General features: G+C 67.7%; 22 protein-coding genes. 13 read left to right on the top strand and 9 right to left on the bottom strand.

From position 1 onward, the window contains the following. Positions 1-9 precede the first annotated feature (9 nt). Positions 10-1,146, top strand: coding sequence for a PilT/PilU family type 4a pilus ATPase (locus ACSQ2F_RS19300; RefSeq protein WP_436025798.1), 1,137 nt, complete (start codon positions 10-12; stop codon positions 1,144-1,146). After that, positions 1,146-2,039 carry an NAD(P)-dependent oxidoreductase gene (locus ACSQ2F_RS19295; RefSeq protein ID WP_436025796.1) on the top strand — a complete coding sequence of 298 codons (894 nt, stop codon included), beginning with the start codon at positions 1,146-1,148 and terminating at the stop codon, positions 2,037-2,039. The genes ACSQ2F_RS19300 and ACSQ2F_RS19295 overlap by 1 nt, the downstream gene beginning before the upstream one ends. A gap of 122 nt (positions 2,040-2,161) precedes the next feature. On the opposite strand, the gene ACSQ2F_RS19290 is transcribed toward ACSQ2F_RS19295, so the two are convergent. The 3 genes from ACSQ2F_RS19290 to ACSQ2F_RS19280 all read right to left on the bottom strand — a co-directional run bounded on the left by ACSQ2F_RS19290 (position 2,162) and on the right by ACSQ2F_RS19280 (position 3,879). Continuing rightward, a complete protein-coding gene (locus tag ACSQ2F_RS19290) occupies positions 2,162-2,818 on the bottom strand; it encodes a BON domain-containing protein (RefSeq protein WP_436025794.1) in 657 nt (218 codons plus the stop codon). Then, the gene (locus tag ACSQ2F_RS19285) at positions 2,815-3,411 is read right to left on the bottom strand and encodes a phosphoheptose isomerase (protein ID WP_436025792.1); all 597 of its coding nucleotides are present in this window, start codon (positions 3,409-3,411) and stop codon (positions 2,815-2,817) included. The genes ACSQ2F_RS19290 and ACSQ2F_RS19285 overlap by 4 nt, the downstream gene beginning before the upstream one ends. A 96-nt stretch (positions 3,412-3,507) precedes the next feature. Next, positions 3,508-3,879, bottom strand: coding sequence for a YraN family protein (locus tag ACSQ2F_RS19280; RefSeq protein ID WP_436025790.1), 372 nt, complete (start codon positions 3,877-3,879; stop codon positions 3,508-3,510). Between ACSQ2F_RS19280 and rsmI the strand changes: the two genes are divergently transcribed. Next, entirely contained in the window at positions 3,878-4,819 is a 942-nt protein-coding gene (gene rsmI, locus ACSQ2F_RS19275) for a 16S rRNA (cytidine(1402)-2'-O)-methyltransferase (RefSeq protein WP_436025788.1), read from the top strand. The two genes, ACSQ2F_RS19280 and rsmI, sit on opposite strands and share 2 nt — an antisense overlap. Positions 4,820-4,864: 45 nt before the next feature. On the opposite strand, the gene ACSQ2F_RS19270 is transcribed toward rsmI, so the two are convergent. Continuing rightward, the gene (locus ACSQ2F_RS19270) at positions 4,865-5,251 is read right to left on the bottom strand and encodes a hypothetical protein (RefSeq protein WP_436025786.1); all 387 of its coding nucleotides are present in this window, start codon (positions 5,249-5,251) and stop codon (positions 4,865-4,867) included. A 185-nt stretch (positions 5,252-5,436) separates the two neighbouring features. Between ACSQ2F_RS19270 and tldD the strand changes: the two genes are divergently transcribed. From tldD to ACSQ2F_RS19255, 3 genes are all read left to right on the top strand, one after another. Next, positions 5,437-6,912, top strand: coding sequence for a metalloprotease TldD (gene tldD / locus ACSQ2F_RS19265; RefSeq protein ID WP_436025784.1), 1,476 nt, complete (start codon positions 5,437-5,439; stop codon positions 6,910-6,912). 216 nt (positions 6,913-7,128) lie between these two features. After that, positions 7,129-8,247 carry a 3-deoxy-7-phosphoheptulonate synthase gene (locus ACSQ2F_RS19260; protein WP_436025782.1) on the top strand — a complete coding sequence of 373 codons (1,119 nt, stop codon included), beginning with the start codon at positions 7,129-7,131 and terminating at the stop codon, positions 8,245-8,247. 131 nt (positions 8,248-8,378) lie between these two features. Then, the gene (locus ACSQ2F_RS19255; RefSeq protein ID WP_436025780.1) at positions 8,379-8,690 is read left to right on the top strand and encodes a hypothetical protein; all 312 of its coding nucleotides are present in this window, start codon (positions 8,379-8,381) and stop codon (positions 8,688-8,690) included. A gap of 474 nt (positions 8,691-9,164) precedes the next feature. Here ACSQ2F_RS19255 and ACSQ2F_RS19250 read toward each other — a convergent pair whose 3' ends face one another. From ACSQ2F_RS19250 to ACSQ2F_RS19230, 5 genes are all read right to left on the bottom strand, one after another. Next, positions 9,165-9,470, bottom strand: coding sequence for a hypothetical protein (locus ACSQ2F_RS19250; protein ID WP_436025778.1), 306 nt, complete (start codon positions 9,468-9,470; stop codon positions 9,165-9,167). A gap of 93 nt (positions 9,471-9,563) precedes the next feature. After that, positions 9,564-10,274: a helix-turn-helix transcriptional regulator gene (locus ACSQ2F_RS19245; protein ID WP_436025776.1), complete on the bottom strand. Its 711-nt coding sequence runs from the start codon at positions 10,272-10,274 to the stop codon at positions 9,564-9,566. Positions 10,275-10,378: 104 nt separating this feature from the next. After that, positions 10,379-10,822, bottom strand: a complete 444-nt coding sequence (locus tag ACSQ2F_RS19240; RefSeq protein WP_436025774.1) for a VOC family protein — start codon at positions 10,820-10,822, stop codon at positions 10,379-10,381. A gap of 82 nt (positions 10,823-10,904) precedes the next feature. Beyond that, complete coding sequence (gene glpK / locus ACSQ2F_RS19235) at positions 10,905-12,398, bottom strand: glycerol kinase GlpK (protein ID WP_436025772.1); 1,494 nt, start codon at positions 12,396-12,398, stop codon at positions 10,905-10,907. Beyond that, positions 12,395-13,159 carry a DeoR/GlpR family DNA-binding transcription regulator gene (locus ACSQ2F_RS19230; RefSeq protein ID WP_436025770.1) on the bottom strand — a complete coding sequence of 255 codons (765 nt, stop codon included), beginning with the start codon at positions 13,157-13,159 and terminating at the stop codon, positions 12,395-12,397. Before ACSQ2F_RS19230 ends, glpK begins: the two co-directional genes overlap by 4 nt. Before the next feature lie 212 nt (positions 13,160-13,371). Between ACSQ2F_RS19230 and glpD the strand changes: the two genes are divergently transcribed. The 7 genes from glpD to ACSQ2F_RS19195 all read left to right on the top strand — a co-directional run bounded on the left by glpD (position 13,372) and on the right by ACSQ2F_RS19195 (position 20,932). Next, positions 13,372-14,922: a glycerol-3-phosphate dehydrogenase gene (glpD, locus tag ACSQ2F_RS19225; RefSeq protein WP_436025768.1), complete on the top strand. Its 1,551-nt coding sequence runs from the start codon at positions 13,372-13,374 to the stop codon at positions 14,920-14,922. Between the two features lie 27 nt (positions 14,923-14,949). Further along, positions 14,950-16,020, top strand: coding sequence for an ABC transporter ATP-binding protein (locus ACSQ2F_RS19220; protein WP_436025766.1), 1,071 nt, complete (start codon positions 14,950-14,952; stop codon positions 16,018-16,020). 1 nt (position 16,021) lies between these two features. Then, a complete protein-coding gene (locus tag ACSQ2F_RS19215) occupies positions 16,022-17,101 on the top strand; it encodes an ABC transporter ATP-binding protein (protein WP_436025764.1) in 1,080 nt (359 codons plus the stop codon). Further along, on the top strand, positions 17,098-17,982 hold the full coding sequence (locus ACSQ2F_RS19210; protein WP_436025762.1) for a carbohydrate ABC transporter permease: 885 nt from the start codon (positions 17,098-17,100) through the stop codon (positions 17,980-17,982). The genes ACSQ2F_RS19215 and ACSQ2F_RS19210 overlap by 4 nt, the downstream gene beginning before the upstream one ends. Further along, a complete protein-coding gene (locus tag ACSQ2F_RS19205) occupies positions 17,975-18,784 on the top strand; it encodes a carbohydrate ABC transporter permease (protein WP_436025760.1) in 810 nt (269 codons plus the stop codon). Before ACSQ2F_RS19210 ends, ACSQ2F_RS19205 begins: the two co-directional genes overlap by 8 nt. Positions 18,785-18,796: 12 nt before the next feature. Beyond that, on the top strand, positions 18,797-19,105 hold the full coding sequence (locus ACSQ2F_RS19200; protein WP_436025758.1) for a DUF2160 domain-containing protein: 309 nt from the start codon (positions 18,797-18,799) through the stop codon (positions 19,103-19,105). Positions 19,106-19,186: 81 nt separating this feature from the next. Beyond that, on the top strand, positions 19,187-20,932 hold the full coding sequence (locus tag ACSQ2F_RS19195) for an ABC transporter substrate-binding protein (RefSeq protein ID WP_436025756.1): 1,746 nt from the start codon (positions 19,187-19,189) through the stop codon (positions 20,930-20,932). Positions 20,933-20,962 lie beyond the last annotated feature (30 nt).

The raw sequence follows: 20,962 nt of genomic DNA, 5'->3' as shown, positions 1-20,962 counted from the left end.
GGAAACACCATGGAAAGAGACCAGGCCTCCAAATTCGTCAATGACCTGCTGCGGCTGATGGTCTCGCGCAACGGCTCCGACCTGTTCCTGACGGCCGACTTCCCGCCCGCCATCAAGGTGGACGGCAAGGTCACCAAGGTGTCCCCGCAGCCCTTGACGGGCCAGCACACCATCGCGCTCGCGCGCTCGGTGATGAACGACAAGCAGGCGGCCGAATTCGAGCGGACCAAGGAGTGCAACTTCGCGATTTCCCCGCAGGGCATCGGCCGCTTCCGGGTGAACGCCTTCGTGCAGCAGGGCAACATCGGCCTCGTGCTGCGGACCATCCCGCAGACGCTGCCCACCATCGACGGCCTGAACCTGCCGCAGGTGCTCAAGGACGTCACGATGACCAAGCGGGGCCTGGTGATCTTCGTCGGCGCCACCGGCTCCGGCAAGAGCACGTCGCTCGCCGCGATGGTCGACTACCGCAACGAGAACACCTACGGCCACATCATCACCATCGAGGACCCGGTGGAGTTCGTGCACCCGCACAAGAACTGCATCGTGACGCAGCGCGAGGTGGGCCTCGACACCGAAGGTTGGGCTCAGGCCCTGAAGAACACGCTTCGTCAGGCACCCGACGTCATTCTGATGGGCGAGATCCGCGACCGCGAGACCATGGAGCACGCGGTGGCCTTCGCCGAGACCGGCCACCTGTGCATGGCCACCTTGCACGCCAACAGCGCCAACCAGGCCCTCGACCGGATCATCAACTTCTTCCCCGAAGAGCGCCGCGCCCAGCTGCTGATGGACCTCTCGCTGAACCTGAAGTCGCTCGTCTCGCAGCGCCTGCTGCCGCGCCAGGAAGGCAAGGGCCGGATCGCTGCCGTGGAGATCCTGCTCAACACGCCGCTGATTTCCGACCTGATCTTCAAGGGCGAGGTCAGCGAGATCAAGGAGATCATGAAGAAGTCGCGCGAGCTGGGCATGCAGACCTTCGACCAGGCCCTGTTCGACCTCTACGAGAACCAGCTCGTCACCTACGAAGACGCGTTGCGCAACGCCGACTCGGTGAACGACCTGCGCCTGCAGATCAAGCTCAACAGCAACCGCGCCCGCTCGAGCGACCTCGCCGCCGGCACCGAACACCTGACGATCGTCTGATGAGCACCCGCACGTACGACTCCGTTCCCGCGCGCCGCGTGGCCTTCCTCGGCCTGGGCGTCATGGGCTATCCGATGGCCGGCCACCTCGCCCGCGCCGGCCACCAGGTCACCGTCTACAACCGCACGCCAGCCAAGGCGGCCCAATGGGTCGCCGAATACGGCGGGCAGCAGGCCGCTACCCCCGAAGCGGCCGCTCGCGGCGCGGAGATCGTCTTCGCCTGCGTGGGCAACGACGCCGACCTTCGCCAGGTGGTCGCTGGCCCGGAAGGCGCCTTCGCGGGCATGGCCGCCGGCAGCATCTTCGTGGACCACACCACCGCCTCGGCTGAAGTCGCACGGGAGCTGTCGACCGCGGGTCGCGCGCGAGGCGTCGTCTTCATCGACGCGCCGGTGTCCGGCGGCAATGTGGGCGCCATCAATGGTGCGCTCACGGTGATGTGCGGCGGTGAGGCCGCGGCCTTCGACAGCGTCCGGCCGGTGGTGCTGGCGTTTGCCAAGGCCGTCACCTTGCTGGGCGAGAGCGGCGCCGGGCAACTGGCGAAGATGGTGAACCAGATCTGCATCGCCGGTCTCGTCCAGGGCCTGGCCGAGGCCATTGCCTTCGGGCAGAAGTCCGGCCTCGACATGAAGGCCGTGCTGGAGGTGATCGGCAAGGGTGCCGCCCAGAGCTGGCAGATGGACAACCGCGGCCCGACCATGGTCGACGGCAAGTTCGACTTCGGCTTCGCGGTCGACTGGATGCGCAAGGACCTGGGTCTCGTGCTGGCGGAAGCCCAGCGCAACGGCGCGCGCCTGCCGGTGACGGCGCTCGTCGACCAGTTCTATGGGGATGTGCAGGCCCTCGGGGGCGGGCGCTGGGACACCTCGAGCCTGATCAAGCGGCTCGGCTGAGCGTCGCGCCGGCGCCCAAAGCAGGCGCCGCGGCCCCGGCCCGATCCATTCGGGCTGTCGCCCGGCGCTTCCATGCCGCATCCTGAGCGGCCCGGCCTCCCGGCCGGTGCCGCCCTCGTGCCTCAGGGCTTGTTGCTGGCCGGCTTGGCGTTGTTGCTCGGTGCGCCTTGCGGCTGCAAGGTCGCCAGATCGGTTTCGCTGACGATCTCGAACACGCGGACCACCTTCTGCACCCCACGGATGCGGCTCGTCAGGTCGACGGCGCGATTGGCTTCCGCCTCGGTCACGCGGCCCATCAGGTAGACGATGCCCCGCTCGGTCACGACCTTGAAGGCATTTGCCGAGAGGTCGCCGGCGTCTGCGAACGTGGCCTTGACCTTGGTGGCCAGCAGCACGTCGTTCGACCGGTTGGTGAGCGAGCTCGAGAAGGTGACGGCGAGTTCGTTGACGGTCGAGCGCACGTTGTCGAGGCGGGCCACGGCCTGCTCGGCGGCGGCGCGATCGGTCTCGTTGGGCACCTCGCCGGTGATGAGGGCCACCCGGTTGTAGCTCGTCACGTTCACGTGGCCGCGGTTGCCGATGGCGTCACGCACCACCGTGGAGGCCTTCATCTCGATGGTCTGGTCGTCGATCTGGGTGCCGGAGCTGCGCCGGTCGACCGCCACGAGCGTACCGCCGACCACGGCGCCGCCCACCAGGATCGCGGCACAGCCGGACAGGGTGGTGGTGGCGATGAGGGCCGAGGTGATCAGTGCGAGGCGGAACGAAGTTCCCGTCATGTATTTTCCTGTTCTCCGAGCAATTGCAGATCGACGGCGTCGCACAGGCAGTGCAGCGCAAGGATGTGAACTTCTTGAATGCGCGCCGTGCGCTCATGCGGGACGCAGATGTGCACGTCGGTCTCGCCGAGGTGCTGGTTCATCTTGCCGCCGCCGCGTCCGGTGAGCGCGATGACGGTCATTTCCTTCGCATGGGCGGCTTCCACGGCGGCCAGCACGTTGGCCGAGTTGCCGCTGGTGGTGATGGCCAGCAGCACGTCGCCGGGCTGGCCGAGTGCCTGCACCTGCTTGGAGAACACCTGGTTGAAGTCGTAGTCGTTGCCGATGGCCGTGAGGATCGAGGTGTCGACCGTCAGGGCGATGGCCGCGAGGCCGGGGCGCTCGCGCTCGAAGCGGCCGATGAACTCGGCCGCGAAATGCTGTGCATCGCTGGCCGACCCTCCGTTGCCGCAGGCCAGCACCTTGCCCCCGCTGGTGATGCAACCCACCACCGCGTTGACCGCGTCGGCAATGGGGCGCGACAGGATTTCGGCCGCGGCCGACTTGAGGTCGGCGCTGTCGAAGAATTGTTGCTGGATGCGTTGTTCGAGCATGGACATGGATTTTATGACACGGGGGCAGGGTGAAGGTTCCCGAAGGCGTGTGGGCGGCGCGAGCCCTGCTCCGTGCCGCGCACACGCCGTGTATTGTCAGTCGTCCGCGAACGCCGCGGGAATCCATGTGAGCACATCGCCTTCGATGACCACCACGTCGAAACGGCAGGCCGGGGGCGATGCGAAGCGCTGCAGGTAGCGCCGGGCCGCGAACAGCACCCGGCGTTGCTTGGCCGCCGTGACGCTGGCGGCCGCGCCGCCGTGGCGTTCGTCGCGCCGCACCCGTACCTCCACGAACACGAGCGTGCCCTCGCGGTCGCGCACAATCAGGTCCACTTCGCCGCCGAATGCGCGCGGCCCCGCCGCCACCCGGTAGTTGCGCTCGACCAGCCTCAGGCCCTGGCGCAACAGGTGGGCCAGGGCCCGTGCCTCGCCTTCATCGCCTTTTCCCTTCGTGGTGGACACCATGGATTCACCGAACCGTCCTTCCTTGCTGTTGCAGGCCGCCGAGGCCGCTGCGGGCACGCAGCAGTATCCGGCCAGCACGCTCTACGTCGTCGCCACACCGATCGGGAATCTCGCCGACATGAGCTTGAGGGCGATCCACGTGCTCGCGCGTGCCGACGCGGTCGCCTGCGAGGACACCCGGCACAGCAGCCCGCTGCTGCGCCATCTCGGCCTCGACAAGCCCCTGATTCCGCTGCACGAGCACAACGAGCGTGAGGCCGCTGCTGGCGTGCTGGCCCGCCTGGCGGCCGGCGAGCGGGTGGCCTATGTGAGCGACGCCGGAACGCCGGCCGTGAGCGACCCGGGCGCCGCCCTGGTCGCCGCCTGCCAGGCGGCAGGCTATCGCACCGTGCCGGTCCCCGGGGCCAGCAGTGCCCTGGCGGCCGTGTGCGTGGCGGGCGACACGGTCGGGCGGGGCTTCGCCTTCATCGGCTTCCTGCCTCCGAAGGGCAACGAGCGTTCGCTCGCCTTCAAGGCGGCCGCGGCCCGGAGCGAGACGCTGGTGCTGTTCGAGGCCCCGCACCGGATCGACAGCCTGCTGGCGGGCCTGGCGGAGGTGTGTCCGGACCGCAAGCTGACACTCTGCCGCGAGCTCACCAAGCAGTTCGAGACCGTGGTCACCGTGCCGGCGGGCGATGCCCCGGCCTGGCTGGCGGCCGACCCGAATCGCTCGCGCGGGGAGTTCGTGCTGGTGCTGCACGGGCTGGCGGCCCAGGCGGCGGACGACGGCGCCGGCGCCCATGATGCCGTCCTGCGCACGTTGATGGCAGCCTTGCCGTTGAAGCAGGCCGTGAGTTTGGCCGCCGAGTTGACCGCGGCGCCCCGCAACGCGCTGTACGCGCGGGCGCTCGCGTTGAAGCAGGAGGGTCAGGGGCAGGAAGGTCAGGGCGAGGCGGACTGAGCGCCGGGGGCAGCGCCGCGTCGTGCGCGCGCCGCCCCAGGGTCGTCACCAGGTCTGGTGGTCTCGCAGCTGGCGGTCGATGTCCTGGCGGGCACGGTCCTGCAGGGACTCGAGGCGTTCGCGTTCGCGCCAGGACACATGGCCATCGGCCCGAGCCTGCGCCTCGAAACGACGGATCTCCGATTGCTGGCGCATCAGGCGCCGGGTCTCGTGCGGCGTCAGGCGGCCGGACTGGGCGCCGTCGCGGATGCGGTCCATCTGGCGGTCCTGGCGCAGGTCGACGCGGGTGTCGGCGCGCACTTCGTGGCGGTGGGACGGCCCGCGGTACCGGTCTTCCCGGTGTCCGTCGTGGGCGGATGCGGCGCCGGCCAGGCCGGCGACGCCCGCGGCGGCAAGCAGGGTGCGAAGGGCAAAACGATGGAGTCGGTTCATGATGATTCCTGTTCGGTGAGGTGAAGGGCGATCTCGTCGTGCAGCACGCCGGTTCAACGCCGACCGCAGCCTCTTGCGCCGACCGTGCCTTGGTAAAGCCCCGGTAAAGAACTGTGAAAGGCAACCCTGTCGCCCGGCGAGACCCTGCCCGCCACAGACCCTGGCCCCGCTCCTACAATCTGCCCATGATCTCCCGCGAACCCACCCTCGAACGCCTGGCGATCGCCCGGTCCCTGCTGCTCGAACCCTTCGGGCTGACCGACGCCACGGTGTCCCGGGCGCTGCAGACCATCGCGGCCCACCGAATCGACGACGCCGACCTGTACTTCCAGTACACCCGCAGCGAGGGCTGGAGCCTTGAGGAAGGCATCGTCAAGTCGGGCAGCTTCGGCATCGACCAGGGCGTCGGCGTGCGCGCCGTGGCAGGGGAGAAGACCGCTTTCGCCTACTCCGACGACATTTCGGAGGCCGCCTTGCTCGACGCGGCGCGCACGGTCCGCACCATCGCTGCGGCCGGTCAGAGCGCTTCGGTGAAGGTGCCCTCGAAGCCCACCATCGTCGGCAGCCGCGTGCTCTATGCACCCACCGACCCCATCGCCACGCTCGACAGCACGCAGAAGGTCGCGCTCCTCGAGCGGGTGGAAAAGCTCGCCCGCGCCAAGGACCCGCGGGTCAAGCAGGTGATGGCAGGCGTCGCCTCGGAGTACGACGTCGTGCTCATTGCCCGCGCCGACGGCACGATGGCCGCGGACGTCCGTCCGCTCGTGCGCCTGTCGGTCACGGTGATCGCCGAGCAGACGATCGGTGGCGAGGTGCGGCGCGAGATCGGCTCGGGCGGCGGTGGCGGCCGCTTCGGCCTCGGCTACTTCCAGCAGGATGTCATCGAGCAGTACGTGGACGATGCCGTTCATGCGGCCCTGACGAACCTCGAGGCGCGACCGGCCAAGGCGGGCGAGATGAGCGTCGTCCTGGGGCCGGGCTGGCCCGGCGTGCTGCTGCACGAGGCCATCGGCCACGGCCTGGAAGGCGACTTCAATCGCAAGGGGTCGAGCGCCTTCACCGGCCGCATCGGCCAGCGGGTGGCCGCCAAGGGCGTCACCGTGCTCGACGACGGCACCTTGCCTGACCGCCGCGGCTCGCTCAACGTCGACGACGAGGGCAACCCGAGCCAGCGCAACGTGCTGATCGAGGACGGCATCCTCAAGGGCTACATCCAGGACAGCATGAACGCCCGCCTGATGGGCGTCGCCCCCACCGGCAACGGCCGTCGCGAGAGCTACGCCGCGGTGCCCATGCCCCGCATGACCAACACCTACATGCTGGGCGGTGACAAGACCCGCGAGGAGATCATCGCCGGCCTCAAGCGTGGCCTTTACGCCACGAACTTCGGCGGCGGGCAGGTGGACATCACGAGCGGCAAGTTCGTGTTCTCCGCCTCCGAGGCGTTCTGGGTCGAGAACGGCAAGATCCAGTATCCCGTGAAGGGCGCCACCATCATCGGCAACGGGCCCGACGCGCTCACCCGGGTGAGCATGATCGGCAACGACATGAAGCTCGACAGCGGCGTGGGCGTCTGCGGCAAGGAAGGGCAGAGTGTGCCGGTCGGCGTGGGCCAGCCCACCTTGCGCATCGACCGCCTGACCGTTGGCGGAACCGCTTGACGCCGGCTCGGGCCCCCGTGCTACATTAGACCCATGCGTCTCGTTGCCTCTTACTTTGGCTACTTCTTTTGGATCTTGCCCATACCCGGCGGAGAGAGAAGCGCGTAGCCCGAAGAAACGCACCAGACTCAAAAAACCGCCGGAATCACGGCGGTTTTTTTTCGCCCGCGCATCCCGACGCCACTCGACGTACATCCCCTCAAGGAGTTTCTCTCGATGAATGCCAACGCCACCAGTGCTGCCGAAGGATGGACGGCGCCCGTCGACCGCACGGGCCCGACCGACGATGAGCGCATCCGCAACGTGACGCCCCTGCCCCCGCCCGAACACCTGGTGCGCTTCTTCCCCATCCGTGGCACGGCCGCGGAGACGCTCATTGCCAGCACCCGCCAGAGCATCAAGGACATCATGAAGGGCCGGGACGATCGCCTGCTCGTCATCATGGGTCCCTGCTCCATCCACGACCCGGTGGCCGCCATCGAGTACGCCCGTCGCCTGCTCGCCGAGCGCCGCAAGTACAAGGGCACGCTCGAGATCGTCATGCGGGTGTACTTCGAGAAGCCCCGCACCACGGTCGGCTGGAAGGGCCTCATCAACGACCCGTACCTCGACGAGAGCTTCAAGATCGACGAGGGCCTGCGCATCGCGCGGCAGTTGCTCACCGAGATCAACAAGCTGGGCGTGCCGGCCGGCAGCGAGTTCCTGGACGTGATCTCCCCGCAGTACATCGGTGACCTGATCTCCTGGGGTGCCATCGGCGCGCGCACTACCGAAAGCCAGGTGCACCGGGAACTGTCGTCCGGCCTGTCGGCCCCCATCGGGTTCAAGAACGGCACCGATGGCAACATCCGCATCGCCACGGACGCCATCCAGGCGGCGGCCCGCCCGCACCATTTCCTGTCCGTCCACAAAAACGGCCAGGTCGCCATCGTCGAGACCAGCGGCAACCCGGACTGCCACGTGATCCTCCGCGGCGGCAAGACGCCGAACTACGATGCGACCCATGTCGAGGCGGCCTGCAAGGACCTGGAGGCGTCCAAGCTGCACCCGTCGCTGATGGTCGACTGCTCGCACGCGAACAGCAGCAAGCAGCATGAGCGCCAGCTCGAGGTCGCCCGCGACATCGCGGGCCAGGTGGCCCATGGTTCGCGTCGCATCTTCGGGGTGATGGTGGAAAGCCATCTGCAGGGCGGCGCGCAGAAGTTCAGCGCCGGCAAGGACGATCCGAGCTGCCTGACCTACGGCCAGAGCATCACTGACGCCTGCCTCGGATGGGACGACTCGCTGGCCGTGCTCGACGTGCTGAGCGAGGCGGTGAAGGCCCGCCGCGGCTGACGTCCGGTTGCCCGCCCAAGCGGCGGAGCGGGCAACATTTTGTGAGTCGGGCAAGCGGCGGCAATAAGTCTGGCCGGCTTCACGATGTGGGAGTTGAATGGTCTCTTTTCACGAAAGAACGAGGACCTTCGATGAACCGCCCCTTCCGCCGCGACACGCCTTCGATCCGCGAAGCCGCCCGCAAGGTGATCGGCATCACGCTCGCCAGCATGGCGGCCGGCGCCGCGGCCCAGCCCCCGGCGAACGAGCCCCCGGCCCGGCGCGCCGCCATCACGGCGGAGGCGGTGTTCGCGCGTGCCGACGCCAACCGTGACGGCCACCTCTCACGCGCCGAAGTGGCCCGCTTCCCCGTCTTCACCGAGCGTTTCGACCAGCTCGACACCGACCGCGACGGGCGCTTGAGTCCCGATGAGTTTGCTGTCGGCTTCAATGCGCCTGTGTGAGCCCCCCACGTCGCTGACGCTCCTGCCCCCCCGAGGGGGGCGCCCCGGGTCGCCCGGGAAACCCGGGCTCGCGGGTGGCTTGATGCGCGCCTCGCTTCGCTTGCTGGGCTCGGCGGCACGGCCTTGGCACGACGGCCGGCTGGCGCGGCGCGGCGGTGTTGGCGCCTGAGCGCCTGAGCGCCTGAACACAAGCGCTTCTGATCAAGCAGACCTGGAGAGACGTCCTGGCTTGGGCAAGTCCTCGGCGTTCACCGAGCGTAAGACCTTCACATTACCAACGATACGAATAAGCTGAAGCTGGTGTTCAAGCGTTCTTTGGTGACTTTCTGGCGCGCCAGAAAGTTACTCGGCTGCCGGGCCGAGACCCGGCGCGGCAGGGCCACCGAGACACCCTCGCGTAGCCCCCGGCTCTCGGCAGGAGGCACTGGCGCGGCAGTCCACTCCGTCGCTGTCGCGTCGCGCGGCGAGAACGGGTCAGCGGGTGGAGAAGAGCTTGGCCGCGCGGCCCTTGAGTTCGAGGAGTTCGCTCGGTGTCACGGAGTAGCGGCCGGTGAGGACGTCGACGTCGACGCGGAATTCGACGTCACGGGAGCCGTTGGTGAGCAGCCCGGACGTGAACTCGTAGTCCTCGCTCTCGGCGGGCAGGCCCAGGCGGTTGCGGTCGTAGTCCTCGTATTCGACGTTGCGGATCTCGCCGCTGGCCAGGTCGAGGATGCCCGAGGACTTGACGATGGTCTCGGTGAGTTCGTCGACGATCGTGATCGGCAGTTTGAGGTCCACAGGCGGCTCCGGGGCGAAGGCAAGGCGCGGATTCTAAGGCCGTGCCGCTGCCGTGCAGGTGGCGTTGCGCGACGCCCACGTTCCCGTCCCGGGTCAATTCGGCGGCGACGCGTTCCATTCGGCCGCCTCGCACTCGACGGCGCGGAACAGGTCGGCCAGGGTCTTGCCCGGCTCGTCGCGGAAGGTTTGCTCGAGAACGTCCAGCTGCTGGATGCGATCGACGCGGAAGTTGCGGAACGCACCCCGGGTCTCGCACCAGGCGGCCAGGGTCCAGACGGCGCCCCAGTAGAAGCAGCCGAGCGGGCGCAGGCGGCGCTGTGACTCGCGATCTTGCAGGTCCAGGTAGCGCACGCTGACCGTGCGACGGCCTTCCGCCGCGAGGCGAAGGGCTTCGACCCGCTGACGGGTCGGCAGGTCGAAGTGGACCGGTGGCGCATAGACGGCCAGGCTCTCCGCCGCGGCCCTCGCAGCCGCGGGCAGCACGGCCAGGATCTTGGACAGCGCGGCTTCGGCCTGGCTCGCGAGCGCCGGGTCCAGGCGCGGCTGCGCCACGCGGACCGAGGCCACCAGCGCCTGGGCTTCCTCATGCGTGAACATGAGGGGAGGCAGGTCGAAGCCCGGCCGCATGCGGTAGCCCACGCCCGCTTCGCCCTCGATGGGCACACCTTGGGCCATCAGGTCCGCCACGTCGCGGTACACGGTGCGCTCCGACACCTCCAGCCGCTGCGCGAGGAACTGCGCCGTGCTGAGGCGTCGACCGCGGATCAGCTGGACGATCTGGAAGAGGCGGTCGGCTCGGCGCATGGCAGGCAGCGGGGGACGGTCGGATGAGGAGGTCGACGCGCGCCATTGTGCGGCGGCGAGCAGCGGGGGCCAAGCGGGCCATGAACGGGCCGTTCCGAACACGGTCAGACGAGGGAGTGCAGGCCGACGCGGTTGCCTTCCGTGTCGGTGATGTGTGCGCAGTAGCCCCATTCGGCGGGCAACGCCGTCTTGGCCACGGCCACCCGGCCGCCTGCCCTCGGCACGCGGGCCAGCACGTCGTCAATCGATGGGGTGCTCAGGTAGACGACCGTGCCCGTTGGCGCTGGCGGCGTGCCGTCGCAGTTCACCGACAGGCAGCCCCCGACGCCATCACCATCCCTCGGGAACAGCGCCATCGCGCCGCGGCCCTGGCCCTCGCGCTGCAGCGGCTGGCCGAGCACGGCTTCGTAGAAGCGCTGTGCCCGGTCGAGGTCCACGACCGGAATCTCGAACCAGTGCAGTGCGTGGACCGCCTGGGCGACAGGTGCGCTTCGCACGGTACGTGGCGCGTGCGACGGTCGAATGTCGAGTTCCTGGGGTGCGAGCATGATGGCCTCCTCTTGCTGGGACAGGAGGCCATGCTGCGCGGGCGCTGCTGACAACGTGGTGTCAGCAGCCTAGTGTCCTGTCCTACTCCAGCGTGGTCTGACGCACCGCGTGCTCCCAGCGTGCCATCAGTTCCTCGGCCCGAGGGCGGGGCATCACCGGGTGGAAGCGCCGCTCCACCTGCCATTGGGCCGAGAGCTGGTCGAGGTCGGTGTACACGCCGCTGCTCAGGCCGGCCAGGTAGGCCGCACCGAGCGCCGTGGTTTCGATCACCTTCGGCCGCACGACCGGGATGCCGAGCAGGTCGGCCTGGAACTGCATCAGCAGGTCGTTGACGCAGGCGCCACCATCCACGCGCAGCTCGCTGACCGGAGAGCCGCCCGCGGCCACGGCGTCGCGGCTCATGGCGGTCAGCAGGGCGGCACTCTGGAACGCGATGCTCTCCAGTGCGGCCCGCGCGATGTGGGCCACCGTGCTGCCGCGGGTCAAGCCGACGATGGCGCCTCGGGCGTCGGCCTTCCAGTAGGGCGCACCCAGGCCGGTGAAGGCCGGCACGAACATCACGCCGCCGCTGTCCGGCACCGACTCGGCCAGTTGCTGCACCTCGCTGCTGCCCTTGATGGCCTGCAGGCCGTCGCGTAGCCATTGCACCACCGCGCCGGCGATGAAGACGCTGCCCTCGAGCGCGAACTCGGGTGTGGTGGTCGACTGGGCCGCGCTGGTGGTGATGAGGCCGTTGGCCGAGGACTGGAAGGCGCGGCCGGTGTGCATGAGCATGAAGCAGCCGGTGCCATAGGTGTTCTTCGCGAGGCCCGCCCGGAAGCAGGCCTGTCCGAAGAGGGCGCTCTGCTGGTCACCCGCCACGCCGCCGATCGGCAACGATGCGCCGAGCAGGTCGGCCTCGGTATGCCCGAACACATGGCTGGAGGGGTGCACCTCCGGCAGCATCTCGCGGGGCACGTCGAGCAGCTTGAGCAGTTCCGGATCCCAGCTGTTGTCGTGCACGTTGAGCAGCATCGTGCGTGAGGCGTTGCTCACGTCGGTCGCGTGGAGGCGCCCGCCGGTGAGGTGCCACATGAGCCAGGAGTCCACCGTGCCGAAGGCCAGTTCGCCGCGGGCCCCGGCCTCGCGGGCGCCGGGCACGTGGTCAAGAATCCACTTCAGCTTGGTGCCGGAGAAGTAGGCATCGATGATGAGGCCGGTGCGTTCGCGGAAGATGGGTTCCAGCCCCGCGTCCCGCATGGCCGCGCAGGTCGGCTCCGCGCGGCGGTCCTGCCACACGATGGCGTTGTGGATGGGCTCGCCGGTTCGCCGGTTCCACACCACGGTGGTCTCGCGCTGGTTGGTGATGCCCACCGAGGCGATGTCGGTCGCCTTGAGACCCGCCTTGGCGAGGGCTTCACGCGCGGTGGCGAGCTGCGTCGTCCACAGCTCCTTCGGGTCGTGTTCGACCCAACCGGGTTGCGGGTAGATCTGGCGGAACTCCTGCTGGGCCATCGAGACGATGCGGCCCTGGCCGTCGAAGACGATGCTGCGCGAGCTGGAGGTTCCCTGGTCAAGGGCAAGCAGGTATTTCATCGGGCGACTTCGCACTGGACGCCGGCGTTGGCCAGCAACTTGGGGAAGGGATCCGGCGGCGGCGCGTCGGTGAAGACGCGATCGAGCTCGTCGAAACGGGCGAGCTGCACCATCGCCGGGCGGTTGAACTTGCTGTGGTCGGTGGCCAGCCACACCTCGCGTGAGTGCTCGATGATCGCCCGGGCGACCTTGACCTCGCGGTAGTCGAAGTCCCGCAGGGTGCCGTCGTCCTCGATGCCCGAGATGCCGATCAGCCCGATGTCCACCTTGAACTGGCTGATGAAGTCGACGGTCACCTCGCCCACGATGCCGCGGTCACGCGAGCGCACCACGCCGCCGGCCACGATGACCTCGCAGTCCGGGTTGTCCGACAGGATGGCCGCCACGTTGAGGTTGTTCGTGATGACGCGCAGGCCCTTGTGGTGCAGCAACTCGCGGGCGATGGCTTCGGTGGTGGTGCCGATGTTGATGATGAGCGAGCAACCATGGGGCACGGCATGCGCCACGGCGCGGGCGATGCGTTGCTTGGCGGCTTCGTTCAGCTGCTGGCGCTGGCGGTAGGCGATGTTCTCGGTCGTCGACGTCGGCAGGCGCACGCCGCCATGGAAACGCGCCAGCAACCCGGCTTCGGAAAGCAGCTTGACGTCGCGCCGCACGGTCTGCAGCGTCACTCCGAACTGGTCGGCCAGCGCCTCGACGGTCATGGATCCGCGGGTCCGCAACTCTTCCATCAGCTGGGCTTGTCGAGGGTTCGGTGTCATGCGAAAGCGGTTCTGGCCAGGTCGTGGTCCGGTGTGGAGTGGCGAGCGTACCGAAAGTCGGGAGAAGCCAGACCGTGGTTTCCCACCCTTGCGCAATGTTCGTTGCTCCGCTAAAAAGAAAAAAGAAGAACACAAACGAACATGAACCGCTCACAGAGCCCTTCGGCACCGTGATGCATTCCGCAACGGCGTTCGCGCCGTCACCCTTTGCTATGCCTTTGACCGACCAAGGAGTTGGCTTGAACCCTTCGCTGACCGGCTGTGACGTGCTCATCGTGGGCGGCGGCATCAATGGGGCCGGCATTGCGCGCGACCTGGCGGGCCGCGGGCTCAAGGTCGTGCTCTGCGAGAAGGACGACCTCGCCGCGCACACCTCGTCCTCGTCCACCAAGCTCATCCATGGCGGGCTCCGCTACCTCGAGTACTACGAGTTCTCGCTGGTTCGCAAGGCGCTGGGGGAGCGTGAAGTGCTGCTGCGCAGTGCGCCGCACATCATGTGGCCCCTGCGCTTCGTGATGCCGCACGATCCCAGCATGCGGCCGGCGTGGATGATCCGCGCCGGCCTGTTCCTGTACGACCACCTTGCACGGCGCGAGGTGCTGCCAGGCTCCCACGGCATCCGGTTGCATGACCACGTCGCCGGCCAGTCGCTCAAGCCGCAGTTCACCCGCGGGTTCGTGTACTCCGACGGCTGGGTGGACGACGCCCGACTCGTCGTGCTGAACGCGATCGACGCGGCCAGCCGCGGCGCCACCGTGCTGACCGGCTGGCGTTGCGTCGACGCGCAACGTTCGGCCAGTGGCTGGACGGTCAAGCTCGAGGACGGCTCCGGTGGCAGCCGGACGGTGCAGGCCAAGGCGCTCGTGAATGCCGCCGGACCCTGGGCCGCGCAGTTCCTGCAGGCCCATGCCCACGTGGCCGGGTCCAAGAGCCTGCGACTGGTGAAGGGCAGCCACATCGTGGTGAAGAAGCTGTTCGACCACGACCACGCCTACATCTTCCAGAACCCCGATCGGCGCATCATCTTCGCCATCCCCTACGAAGGCGAGTACACGCTCATCGGCACCACCGATGTGGAGCATCACGGCGCGGTGGGCGAGGCTCGCATCGAGGAGAGCGAGATCGCCTACCTGTGCGAGCAGGCGAGCCGCTACTTCGCCCGGCCGGTCGTGCCGGCCGACGTGGTGTGGACCTATGCCGGCGTGCGCCCACTGCTGGGAGACGAACGCAGCGACGCGTCCGCCGTCACGCGCGACTACCTCCTCGACCTCGAGGCCGGCCCGGCCCCGCTGCTCACGGTCTGGGGCGGCAAGATCACCACCTTCCGCAAGCTGGCCGAGGAAGCGGCCGACACCGTGTGCCGTCACCTCGGCGTGCCGGCCGCGGCATGGACGGCCCAGGCCTTTCTGCCGGGCGGCGACCTGTCCGCCTGGATCGGCCCGCCGGTGCGGCCCGACACCGACTTCGAGCGTTTCGATGCGGCCCTCGGGCAGCGTTACCCGCAGTGGCCTGCCTCGCTGCGTCGCCGCCTCGCCCGGGCCTACGGCTCGCGCATCGACCTGGTCGTGCGCGCCGACGGGCTGGGTCCGGAGGTGGTGCCGGGCATCCATGAAGCCGAGCTCGACTACCTGCACGAGCACGAATGGGCCCGTAACGCGGATGACGTCCTCTGGCGCCGCTCCAAGCTGGGCCTGCACCTGAGTGCCGACAACCGGGCGCGCGTGGCCGCCTGGTGCCAGTCGCGCTGGTCGTCCGCGGCCTGATCACCTTTCTTTCCTTCGAAGTCCAAGATGCAACTGACCCTGGAGAAGCTCAGCAAGCAGGTCGGGCCCACGCCCTACCTGTACCCGCTGGACCTGACCCTCGTACCCGGCGCCGTCACGGTGCTGCTGGGCGCTACCCAATCGGGCAAGACGACCCTCATGCGCCTGATGGCCGGGCTCGACAAGCCGAGCGAGGGCACCGTGCGCGTGGACGGCGCCGATGTCACCGGCGTCCCGGTTCGGCAGCGCAACGTGGCGATGGTCTACCAGCAGTTCATCAACTACCCCTCGATGACGGTGTTCGACAACATCGCCTCCCCGTTGAAGCTGCGTGGCGAGGAGGGCATCGACGGCCGCGTCCGGAGCCTTGCCGCCCGTCTGCACATCGAACCCTTCCTGCAGCGGCTGCCGGCCGAGCTTTCCGGGGGGCAACAACAGCGCGTGGCCCTGGCCCGCGCGCTGGCCAAGAACGCGCCCCTGATGCTGCTCGACGAGCCGCTCGTCAACCTCGACTACAAGCTGCGCGAGGGACTGCGCGACGAACTCACGCAGCTCTTTGCGGCGGGCGACTCCACCGTCGTCTACGCCACGACGGAGCCCACCGAGGCGCTGCTGCTCGGCGGCTACACCGCCGTGCTCGACGCGGGCGAGCTCCTGCAGTACGGGCCGACCGCGGAGGTGTTCCATCGGCCGAAGTCCATCCGCGTGGCACGTGCCTTCAGCGACCCGCCGATGAACCTCATCGCCGCGCGTGCCGACGCCCAGGGCCTGACCTTGCCGTCCGGAGCGGTGCTCCCGGCACCGGGCGTGGTGGCCCAGCCGTCCTCGGTGACCATCGGACTGCGGGCGAGCGCCCTTCGCGTGGACCCGCGACCCGGCGACATGGCCTTGCGGGGCAAGGTGGAGCTGGCCGAGATCTCGGGCTCCGACACCTTCGTGCACGTGGACACGGCCGAGGGCGAACTGGTGGCGCAGTTGACGGGCGTGCACCGGTTCGGGCTCGGCGAAGCCGTGACGCTGCACGTCAGTCCCGGCCAGGTCTATGTGTTCGATCCGGCCGGCGCACTCGCCCGCGCCCCCGAAGCGAGGAGCGCCTGACATGGCCCGCATCGATCTCGACCTGGCGCATGCCTATCGCCCCAACCCGCAGCGGGACGAGGACTACGCCCTGCTGCCGCTGAAGATGAGCTTCCGAGATGGCGGCGCCTACGCGTTGCTGGGTCCGTCTGGCTGCGGCAAGACCACGCTGCTGAACATCATCTCGGGCCTGGTGTCGCCCTCGCAGGGTGGCGTCGCCTTCGATGGCGTCGACGTGACGCGCAAGACGCCGCAGCAACGCAACATCGCTCAGGTGTTCCAGTTCCCGGTCATCTACGACACGATGACGGTCGCAGAGAACCTGGCTTTCCCTCTGCGCAATCGGGGGGTGGCCCCGGACCGCATTCGCCAGCGGGTGGGACAGATCGCCGAGATGCTCGAGATGAGCGGGCAGCTCGACATCCGGGCCGCAGGCCTGGCGGCCGATGCCAAGCAGAAGATCTCCCTTGGCCGTGGCCTGGTGCGTGACGACGTCTCGGCTGTGTTGTTCGATGAACCGCTCACGGTGATCGATCCGCACCTGAAATGGCAACTGCGGCGCAAGCTCAAGCAGATCCACCACGAGCTCAAGCTGACGCTGGTGTACGTGACCCACGACCAGGTCGAGGCGCTGACCTTCGCCGACGAAGTCGTCGTCATGACCCGCGGCCGGGCCGTGCAGATCGGTGCGGCGGACGCGCTCTTCGAGCGGCCGGCCCACACCTTCGTCGGTCACTTCATCGGTTCACCTGGGATGAACTTCCTGCCGGCGCGCTGGCAAGGCGGACTGGAAGTCGCCGGCCGGCCGCTGCAAGGCAGCGTGCCCCAAGCGCTGGCCTCCGTCGGCGAGTTCAAGCTTGGCGTTCGCCCCGAGTACGTCGCCCTCGCCCAACCCAACGACCCCCACGCGCTGCCAGCGGAGGTCACGCTGGTGCAGGACGTCGGGACGTATTGGCTCGTCACCGCGCGCTGCGCCGACACCGTGTTGCGCGCACGCCTGCGCCCGGACGTGCAGCCGCCCAAGGTCGGTGAAACGGCCTGGTTCTCGGTGCTGGGCCCGCACACCTGTTTCTACAACGCCAAAGAGGAGCTGATCGCATGAAGCCGGTCAACCAGAAGGCCTGGCTGTTGATCCTGCCGGTCGTGTTGTGCGTGGCGTTCTCCGCCGTGCTGCCGCTGATGACGGTGGTGAACTACTCCGTGCAGGACATCATCTCGCCGGAGCGCCGGGTGTTCGTCGGCACCGAGTGGTTCAAGCTGGTGATGCGCGACGAGGAGTTGCACGGCGCGCTGCTCCGTCAGATCGGCTTCTCGTTTGCCGTCCTGGCGGTGGAGATTCCGCTCGGCATCGCGCTCGCGCTCTCGATGCCGGCCGCAGGCTGGCGGTCTTCCGCGGTGCTGGTGCTGGTGGCCATCTCGTTGCTCATTCCCTGGAACGTGGTGGGCACCATCTGGCAGATCTACGGCCGCACGGACATCGGCCTCATGGGCGCAGCACTCGCCTGGCTCGGGGTCGACTACAGCTACACCGGCAACGCGACGGATGCCTGGCTCACCGTGCTGGTGATGGACGTGTGGCACTGGACGCCGCTGGTGGCACTGCTGTGCTTCGCCGGGCTCCGCGCCATTCCGGACGCCTACTACCAGGCGGCCCGCATTGACGGTGCGAGCAAGTTCGCGGTCTTTCGCTTCATTCAACTTCCGAAGTTGCGCGGCGTGCTGATGATCGCCGTGCTGCTCCGGTTCATGGACAGCTTCATGATCTACACCGAACCGTTCGTGCTGACCGGCGGCGGGCCCGGCAATGCGACCACTTTCCTGTCGCAGTACCTCACGCAGAAAGCGGTGGGCCAGTTCGACCTCGGGCCGGCGGCAGCCTTCTCGCTGATCTATTTCCTCATCATCCTGTTGCTGTGCTTCATCCTCTACAACTGGATGCAGCGGGTGGGAACCCAGTCCGACGCGGAGGTGCAGCATGGATAAGCGCTTCCGCAAGCGCGTGTTCTTCCTCGCGCTCTACCTGCTGTTCGCCATCCTGCCGGTGTACTGGATGGTCAACATGTCGTTCAAGACGAACGAGGAGATCCTCTCCACCTTCAGCCTCTGGCCCAACGAGTTCACGCTCGAGCACTACCGGACGATCTTCACGGACGAGTCCTGGTACTCCGGCTACATCAACTCGCTGATCTACGTGGCGATCAACACGGTCATCTCGCTCTGCGTGGCGCTGCCGGCGGCCTATGCGTTCTCCCGCTACAGCTTCCTGGGCGACAAGCACGTGTTCTTCTGGCTGCTGACGAACCGCATGACGCCGCCCGCGGTGTTCCTGCTTCCCTTCTTCCAGCTGTACACCACGCTCGGCCTGATGGACACGCACATCGCGGTCGCCCTGGCCCACCTGCTGTTCAACGTGCCGCTGGCCGTTTGGATCCTCGAGGGATTCATGAGCGGCGTGCCGCGCGAGATCGACGAGACGGCGTACATCGACGGCTACTCGTTCCCACGCTTCTTCCTCACCATCTACCTGCCCCTCATCAAGGCGGGCGTCGGTGTGGCCGCGTTCTTCTGCTTCATGTTCAGCTGGGTCGAACTGCTGATGGCCCGCACGCTCACGAGCGTGAACGCCAAGCCCATCGTGGCCACCATGACCCGCACCGTGTCCGCCTCCGGCATGGACTGGGGCGTGCTGGCCGCGGCCGGCGTCCTGACCATCGTCCCGGGCGCCATCGTCATCTGGTTCGTGCGGCACTACATCGCGAAGGGTTTCGCGATGGGCCGCGTCTGAGGAGTACCTGCCATGTTGAATTGGATGGCCTGGACGCTGCCGGTGGCAGTGTTCTTCGGCTGCATCGTCTTGATGCTCGTCGGCATGACGATCTGGGAAGTGCGCTCGCCGACCACGCTGCGACGGGGCTGGCTTCCCATGGCGACCACCCGCGGTGATCGCCTGTTCGTCGGCCTGCTGCTGGCCGCCTATGTGAACCTCATCTTCGTGGGCTTCAGCGAGCGGATGGTCACGTGGTTCAGCCTCGAGCAAGAGCCGTCGGTGTGGATCAGCTTCGTCGTCTCGATGGCCGTGCTGGCCCTCGTGATGCGCAAGGGTTAGGCAATCTGGAAAAGGCGCCCGGTGATCCTTCCCCACCGCGCGCCCGTGCGATCCATGGGAAGTCCCTGAGGAGAGATGAACATGAAACTGCGCATGAACGCGGTGGCGCGCGCCGCCGCCATCACGGCGGCCGCGCTGGCCCTGGGCCAGGGCGCCTGGGCGGGCGAGGCCGAGGCCAAGAAGTGGATCGACAGCGAGTTCCAGCCGTCGAGTCTGTCCAAGGACAAGCAGGCCGCGGAGATGAAGTGGTTCATCGACGCCGCCAAGAAGCTCCAGGCCAAGGGGGTCAAGGAGATTTCCGTGGTGTCGGAAACCATCACCACGCACGAATACGAGTCGAAGACGCTGGCCCGGGCGTTCGAGGAGATCACCGGCATCAAGGTCAAGCATGACCTCATCCAGGAAGGCGACGTCGTCGAGAAGCTGCAGACCTCGATGCAGTCGGGCCGCAGCATCTACGACGGCTGGATCTCCGACTCCGACCTGATCGGCACGCACTACCGCTACGGCAAGGTCATGTCCCTCACGGACTACATGAACGGCGCCGGCAAGGAGTTCACCAACCCCGGCATCGACATTCCGGACTTCATCGGTCGCAGCTTCACCACCGCGCCGGACGGGAAGATGTACCAGCTGCCCGACCAGCAGTTCGCCAACCTCTACTGGTTCCGCGCCGACCTCTTTGCCCGCAAGGACCTGAAGGACAAGTTCAAGGCCAAGTATGGCTACGAGCTCGGCGTGCCGCTCAACTGGAGCGCGTACGAGGACATCGCCGAGTTCTTCACCAACGACGTCAAGACCATCGACGGCAAGCCCATCTACGGCCACATGGACTACGGCAAGAAGGACCCGTCGCTCGGCTGGCGCTTCACCGACGCATGGCTGTCCATGGCCGGTACGGCGGACGTCGGCATTCCGAACGGTCTGCCGGTGGACGAATGGGGCATTCGCGTGGCCGACGACAAGTGCACCCCTGTGGGCGCTTCAGTCTCGCGCGGCGGCGCCACCAACTCGCCCGCAGCGGTCTATGCCCTGACGAAGTACGTCGACTGGATGAAGAAGTACGCGCCCAAGGAAGCCACGGGCATGACCTTCGGCGAGTCGGGTCCGGTGCCCGCGCAGGGCCAGATCGCCCAGCAGATCTTCTGGTACACGGCCTTCACGGCCGACATGGTCAAGCCGGGCCTGCCGGTGGTGAATGCCGACGGCACGCCGAAGTGGCGCATGGCGCCCGGGCCCAACGGCCCGTACTGGAAGCAAGGCATGCAGAACGGCTACCAGGACGTGGGCTCCTGGACCTTCTTCAAGGACCATGATGCCAACCGCACCGCGGCGGCCTGGCTGTACGCCCAGTTCGTCACCAGCAAGACCGTTTCTGCGAAGAAGTCGGTGGTGGGCCTCACCTTCATCCGCGACAGCGACATTCGGCACGAGTACTTCACCAAGAATGCGCCCAAGTACGGCGGCCTGATCGAGTTCTACCGCAGCCCCGCCCGGGTGGCCTGGACCCCGACCGGCAACAACGTCCCCGACTATCCGAAGCTGGCGCAGCTGTGGTGGAAGAACGTGGCGGTGGCGGTGACGGGCGAGAAGACCCCGCAGGCGGCGATGGACAACCTGGCCGAGGAAATGGACCAGGTCATGTCGCGGCTCCAACGTGCCGGCATGGCGCAGTGCGCCCCCAAGCTTAACCCGAAGGGCGACCCGAACAAGTACCTCAGCGACAAGGGCGCGCCGTGGAAGAAGCTGGCCAACGAGAAGCCGAAGGGTGAAACCATCGACTACGAGAAGCTGCTGGGCGCCTGGAAGGAAGGTCGAGTGCGCTGATCCGGTCGCCCACCCGGTGCCGGTTAGGGC

The organism is Rhizobacter sp. LjRoot28 (assembly GCF_964253025.1).
Lineage (GTDB): Bacteria > Pseudomonadota > Gammaproteobacteria > Burkholderiales > Burkholderiaceae_C > Rhizobacter.
The sequence above is the reverse complement of the archived record's forward strand: the minus strand, read 5'-3'. Positions and strand labels throughout refer to the sequence as shown.

What these genes read in the sequence shown, in the direction of transcription:
- ACSQ2F_RS19300 (WP_436025798.1), top strand. Translation starts at nt 10, where the DNA reads ATGGAAAGAGACCAGGCCTCCAAATTCGTCAATGACCTGCTGCGGCTG.
- ACSQ2F_RS19295 (WP_436025796.1), top strand. Translation starts at nt 1,146, where the DNA reads ATGAGCACCCGCACGTACGACTCCGTTCCCGCGCGCCGCGTGGCCTTC.
- ACSQ2F_RS19290 (WP_436025794.1), bottom strand. Translation starts at nt 2,818, where the DNA reads ATGACGGGAACTTCGTTCCGCCTCGCACTGATCACCTCGGCCCTCATC.
- ACSQ2F_RS19285 (WP_436025792.1), bottom strand. Translation starts at nt 3,411, where the DNA reads ATGCTCGAACAACGCATCCAGCAACAATTCTTCGACAGCGCCGACCTC.
- rsmI (WP_436025788.1), top strand. Translation starts at nt 3,878, where the DNA reads ATGGATTCACCGAACCGTCCTTCCTTGCTGTTGCAGGCCGCCGAGGCC.
- ACSQ2F_RS19280 (WP_436025790.1), bottom strand. Translation starts at nt 3,879, where the DNA reads ATGGTGTCCACCACGAAGGGAAAAGGCGATGAAGGCGAGGCACGGGCC.
- ACSQ2F_RS19270 (WP_436025786.1), bottom strand. Translation starts at nt 5,251, where the DNA reads ATGAACCGACTCCATCGTTTTGCCCTTCGCACCCTGCTTGCCGCCGCG.
- tldD (WP_436025784.1), top strand. Translation starts at nt 5,437, where the DNA reads ATGATCTCCCGCGAACCCACCCTCGAACGCCTGGCGATCGCCCGGTCC.
- ACSQ2F_RS19260 (WP_436025782.1), top strand. Translation starts at nt 7,129, where the DNA reads ATGAATGCCAACGCCACCAGTGCTGCCGAAGGATGGACGGCGCCCGTC.
- ACSQ2F_RS19255 (WP_436025780.1), top strand. Translation starts at nt 8,379, where the DNA reads ATGAACCGCCCCTTCCGCCGCGACACGCCTTCGATCCGCGAAGCCGCC.
- ACSQ2F_RS19245 (WP_436025776.1), bottom strand. Translation starts at nt 10,274, where the DNA reads ATGCGCCGAGCCGACCGCCTCTTCCAGATCGTCCAGCTGATCCGCGGT.
- ACSQ2F_RS19240 (WP_436025774.1), bottom strand. Translation starts at nt 10,822, where the DNA reads ATGCTCGCACCCCAGGAACTCGACATTCGACCGTCGCACGCGCCACGT.
- glpK (WP_436025772.1), bottom strand. Translation starts at nt 12,398, where the DNA reads ATGAAATACCTGCTTGCCCTTGACCAGGGAACCTCCAGCTCGCGCAGC.
- ACSQ2F_RS19230 (WP_436025770.1), bottom strand. Translation starts at nt 13,159, where the DNA reads ATGACACCGAACCCTCGACAAGCCCAGCTGATGGAAGAGTTGCGGACC.
- glpD (WP_436025768.1), top strand. Translation starts at nt 13,372, where the DNA reads ATGCCTTTGACCGACCAAGGAGTTGGCTTGAACCCTTCGCTGACCGGC.
- ACSQ2F_RS19220 (WP_436025766.1), top strand. Translation starts at nt 14,950, where the DNA reads ATGCAACTGACCCTGGAGAAGCTCAGCAAGCAGGTCGGGCCCACGCCC.
- ACSQ2F_RS19215 (WP_436025764.1), top strand. Translation starts at nt 16,022, where the DNA reads ATGGCCCGCATCGATCTCGACCTGGCGCATGCCTATCGCCCCAACCCG.
- ACSQ2F_RS19210 (WP_436025762.1), top strand. Translation starts at nt 17,098, where the DNA reads ATGAAGCCGGTCAACCAGAAGGCCTGGCTGTTGATCCTGCCGGTCGTG.
- ACSQ2F_RS19205 (WP_436025760.1), top strand. Translation starts at nt 17,975, where the DNA reads ATGGATAAGCGCTTCCGCAAGCGCGTGTTCTTCCTCGCGCTCTACCTG.
- ACSQ2F_RS19200 (WP_436025758.1), top strand. Translation starts at nt 18,797, where the DNA reads ATGTTGAATTGGATGGCCTGGACGCTGCCGGTGGCAGTGTTCTTCGGC.
- ACSQ2F_RS19195 (WP_436025756.1), top strand. Translation starts at nt 19,187, where the DNA reads ATGAAACTGCGCATGAACGCGGTGGCGCGCGCCGCCGCCATCACGGCG.